Source organism: Aetokthonos hydrillicola CCALA 1050 (assembly GCF_017591665.1).
Classification (GTDB): domain Bacteria; phylum Cyanobacteriota; class Cyanobacteriia; order Cyanobacteriales; family Nostocaceae; genus Aetokthonos; species Aetokthonos hydrillicola.
The window spans coordinates 1-3,723 of sequence record NZ_JAAKGC010000234.1; the positions used below are offsets into that span (position 1 = coordinate 1).

Genomic DNA, 3,723 nt, shown 5'->3' on the forward strand with positions numbered 1-3,723 from the left:
AACCCCTATTTTTTGTCTCTAAACTATCATCAACTATATCAAATCCTTATTACTAGGTTGATTGAAGACGTATAGGCAACGTTTAAAACCCTTGTACAGACGGGGTTAGAATTTTCCGGAAAAGTCTTATGAACAAAAACTATACCTGTGAAATCGAGCAGTAGCTGTCGCCTCATACTAGCTAGCAGGTTTTGAAAGCGTAAACCCCGAATAAAGGTTTTAATAATTAGCCCTATTCCCCCCAAAATAAAAATGTCGCATAGCCACTGATGAGTGACATACCAACGAATTCTAGGGTGTGCTTGCTGGTATTCTTGCCAAGTCCATTGGACTCTTTCTGGATCTCGCAAGTCAATGCCATTCCAACCATGATGCAAGCGATGTAGTTCTGCATATATACTGTAAGGCCACAGCATTGGCCAACTCATTAACCGAGGTATGATACTATCAAACCATTTCCAACCTGTTAAGGTTTGATGTGTCATATCATGGGTACAAATGAGCCAAAAGCCATAAAAAACTCCCGCCAGCATTGTTGCCGCGACAAATAAAATACCGTTTGATGCTGACCAAGCTAATACGACTAGGCTCAGAAATATCCAGCCCAATATACTAAAACGTAGCAGTCCGACTCCAGAATTAACTTGGCCTAAGTCGGCGGTGACTTGCTGCAACTCTTGAGCGATACTATTAACACTGACGGTGCGTTCGGCTTCAGCCGTTAAGCTCTGGTTATCGCCCATAACCCACCTACATTTGTGATCTCAGCTACTATTAGCTTACCGCGTCTCATCGACAAATACAGGTTATTTGAGTGAAGTATTATGTATCAACCCCCATTAGGCGTAAGTGAGTCGACTGTTGGAGTGTTCGTGGGCTACTCCCTATTGGCTTCACCTGTTTTATTATGGTAAACATCCGTCGATCTAACCAGATGTTATTAACACTAACGACTTGGATAATCATTACTCTATCTGTATTGATCGTTGTACTTTTAATTGTAAATATCCGGCTTTCTCAAGCGAAAACACAAACGCGATCGCTTTGTCAATGGCAAGTTGTCGATCTCACCCAACCGTTAACATCCACCATTCCAATCTGGTCAGGAGATCCTCGTGTTGAGATTCAGCCATGGGCAACAATTGCTAATGAAGGATACTTCATCAACCGAATTGCAATTGGAGAGCATAGCGGTACGCATTGGGCAACACCAAACACTTTTATTATGGGAGCAACAAGTGCAGAACAAGTTCCAGTGGAAAAACTAATTGCTCCAGCAGTTGTTATTGATATTCAACACAAAGCGCTACAAGATGCAGATTACCGTCTTTCAGTTGAAGACGTACAGGCATGGGAAACTAGAAATGGTGAAATCCCATCAGGTAGTATTGTAATTTTGTTTACAGGCTGGCAGGACAAATGGCTTGATCCAAAAGCCTTTATGAATGAAGATGAACAAGGGGTGTCGCATTGGCCTGGTTTCAGTGTTGGAGCCGTTGAATTTTTAGTAAGTAGGCGTCAAATTGCTGGACTTGGTACTGATACTCACGGTGTTGATCCTGGTAATGATCACTCTTACTGTGCAAGTACTACTATTTATGCCAGTGATGGTATCGTTCTAGAGTGTCTCGGCGGATTGGAGAAGTTACCTCAAATCAGCGCAACACTTGTAGTTGGTGGTTTACCAATCTTTGGTGGTTCTGGTAGTCCGGCACGTGTTTTAGCTTTCTTACCACCGCCTTAAAACCAATCTTTCGCACATTAACTTATCGTGTGTTCTTATGCGGGGAACTGTGCTAAGAGGTCTTTGCCGTCAATAATGGTACTAGTGAATACGAAACTACGGTTAGCTTGATAGCGTGGATCTGATTTAACGATAGCCATGAACTCGCGATGTCCTTTTCTTGTCCTGCCTACCTGACAGCCAGCGCTCCATCTTCCTATGTCGTCATTAGGGCCGCCCCCCCAATGTTGGTTAATGCCAAATTCTCCTGAGTCTGTGGACTCACCTGCATCGAGCGTGCCTGACCGATTTGCATCACGATAGACAGTGACCGAACCACCAGTTTGCACAAGAGCTTCATGGGGATTAGCCTGTCCGTGCATTCCTACCTGCCATGCGGTGTATTGTCCGAAAGCTATTATCGCCGCACCTTTGGGGTTTAAGGGATTTTACGTATAGTACTTACCTGGGTTCGTCGTGGCTTCCCAACAGCCGATTATTTTAGGCTTGCCGTCTCTAAAGTCAATCACGATGCGGAGGTCGTTCCAGACATTAAGGGCGTTGTCATTGAGCGTTCCGTCCGGATTCATGCCTTCAATATAAATAATATTCTTGTATCCAGGTTCTTTGTCAATTCTGTAGCCCTTCTTCTCGCAATAGGCAACGATTTTCTCTGCTAGAGTTTTAGGCTTGGTCGGGACTCCTGCGATTTTGCAACCGTCAATCTGGACATGCCCACCATAGATAAACCAAATGTGCCGATCCAGAACTGGAGTTTAAACCTTAACCTGTTTTCGTAAAATACAGTTCACTCTGAGGGCGTAGCCTCCGGCTTCTCGCAGAGTACGCCGTACCCTTCACCGAACCCCTAAAGGGGAACGCCCCTACAAATGTATCGTACTCAATCGAGGATCGGTATATACAAATCGAAGATCATGTGTATTAACGGATAATGATTGTTTGAGACTTGTAGGGGCGTAGCCTCTGGCTTCTCGCAGAGTATGGCATTCGCCCTTACAATGGACGGGAAAACCCTCATTTGCGGAAAAATCTTTCGTTGGAGTGCTATTAATTCCTACACCATATCTGACGATTTCTGTCAATCCGTAAGTCTTGAGTGCGCTTTAGCGCAACTACAAACCAATATCATTGCCAGATATAGATAAGAATAAACAAGACAATCCAGATAACATCAACAAAGTGCCAAAATAGAGAAGTTGCATTAACCCCAAAGTGACCCGTATCATAATTACCAGGTATAAAAGATCGACCAAGGACAATTATCTGCAATATAAGACCAGTAAGAACGTGCAAACCGTGGAAACCTGTTAGTAAATAGAACATTCCACCAAAAACACCTGTAGTAAAGCCAAAAGAAAGGCTACTCCATTCGATTCCTTGTCCTACTAAAAAGTAAGTTCCCATTGCAATTGTAAGCATTAGAAACAAACGAAATTTTATTAAGTCATGGCGAAGAAGAGCTCGTTCTGCTAAATAGATAACGAAGCTACTGGAAACAAGAACCACTGTATTAATTGCAGGCGCTGTAATTTCTAATCCTGAAACACCAGCAGGTAGCCAGTTAGGAATTGTTGTTTTGTAGATAATATATCCTGAGAAAAAACCAAGAAAAATGAAAGTCTCGGAAATCAAGAACACGATGAAGCCGAACATTTTGTTCCCTTCTTCATCATGAGTATGTTCTTGAGAGTGATGCTGTAATTCTTCTGAGGTAATTGAACTGTCCATTTGATGAATACTCCTATTTTTAATACAAAGAATACAGAAGTCAGGAGTCAGGAGTCAGCTTGGGAAGTTGTAGGAAGTTGTAGGTTGGGTTGAGGGACGAAACCCAACATTTTTAAGATTTTGTTGGGTTTCACTTCGTACCCCTACGGGGAAGCAAGCTACAACCCAACCTACCTAGCTGACTCCTGTATTCTGAATCCTGACTCCTTGTTTAACGCTTTTCTACCAATGGCTCAGATTTACCGTAGCCG

4 protein-coding genes are annotated in these 3,723 nt (G+C 43.0%); 1 reads left to right on the forward strand and 3 read right to left on the reverse strand.

The features are described 5' to 3' along the window. Nucleotides 1–38: 38 nt before the first annotated feature. Nucleotides 39–743 (reverse strand): fatty acid desaturase, encoded by a 705-nt coding sequence (locus G4P69_RS36155; RefSeq protein ID WP_208343709.1) that lies wholly within the window; start codon nt 741–743, stop codon nt 39–41. A 164-nt stretch (nt 744–907) separates the two neighbouring features. Between G4P69_RS36155 and G4P69_RS36160 the strand changes: the two genes are divergently transcribed. Continuing rightward, nucleotides 908–1,744 carry a cyclase family protein gene (locus tag G4P69_RS36160; RefSeq protein WP_208343708.1) on the forward strand — a complete coding sequence of 279 codons (837 nt, stop codon included), beginning with the start codon at nt 908–910 and terminating at the stop codon, nt 1,742–1,744. A 35-nt stretch (nt 1,745–1,779) separates the two neighbouring features. On the opposite strand, the gene G4P69_RS36165 is transcribed toward G4P69_RS36160, so the two are convergent. Then, nucleotides 1,780–2,106, reverse strand: coding sequence for a hypothetical protein (locus tag G4P69_RS36165; RefSeq protein ID WP_208343707.1), 327 nt, complete (start codon nt 2,104–2,106; stop codon nt 1,780–1,782). 763 nt (nt 2,107–2,869) lie between these two features. Next, nucleotides 2,870–3,472 carry a cytochrome c oxidase subunit 3 gene (locus G4P69_RS36170; RefSeq protein WP_208343706.1) on the reverse strand — a complete coding sequence of 201 codons (603 nt, stop codon included), beginning with the start codon at nt 3,470–3,472 and terminating at the stop codon, nt 2,870–2,872. Between the last annotated feature and the right edge of the window lie 251 nt (nt 3,473–3,723).

What these genes read in the sequence shown, in the direction of transcription:
- G4P69_RS36155 (WP_208343709.1), bottom strand. Translation starts at nt 743, where the DNA reads ATGGGCGATAACCAGAGCTTAACGGCTGAAGCCGAACGCACCGTCAGT.
- G4P69_RS36160 (WP_208343708.1), top strand. Translation starts at nt 908, where the DNA reads ATGGTAAACATCCGTCGATCTAACCAGATGTTATTAACACTAACGACT.
- G4P69_RS36165 (WP_208343707.1), bottom strand. Translation starts at nt 2,106, where the DNA reads ATGCACGGACAGGCTAATCCCCATGAAGCTCTTGTGCAAACTGGTGGT.
- G4P69_RS36170 (WP_208343706.1), bottom strand. Translation starts at nt 3,472, where the DNA reads ATGGACAGTTCAATTACCTCAGAAGAATTACAGCATCACTCTCAAGAA.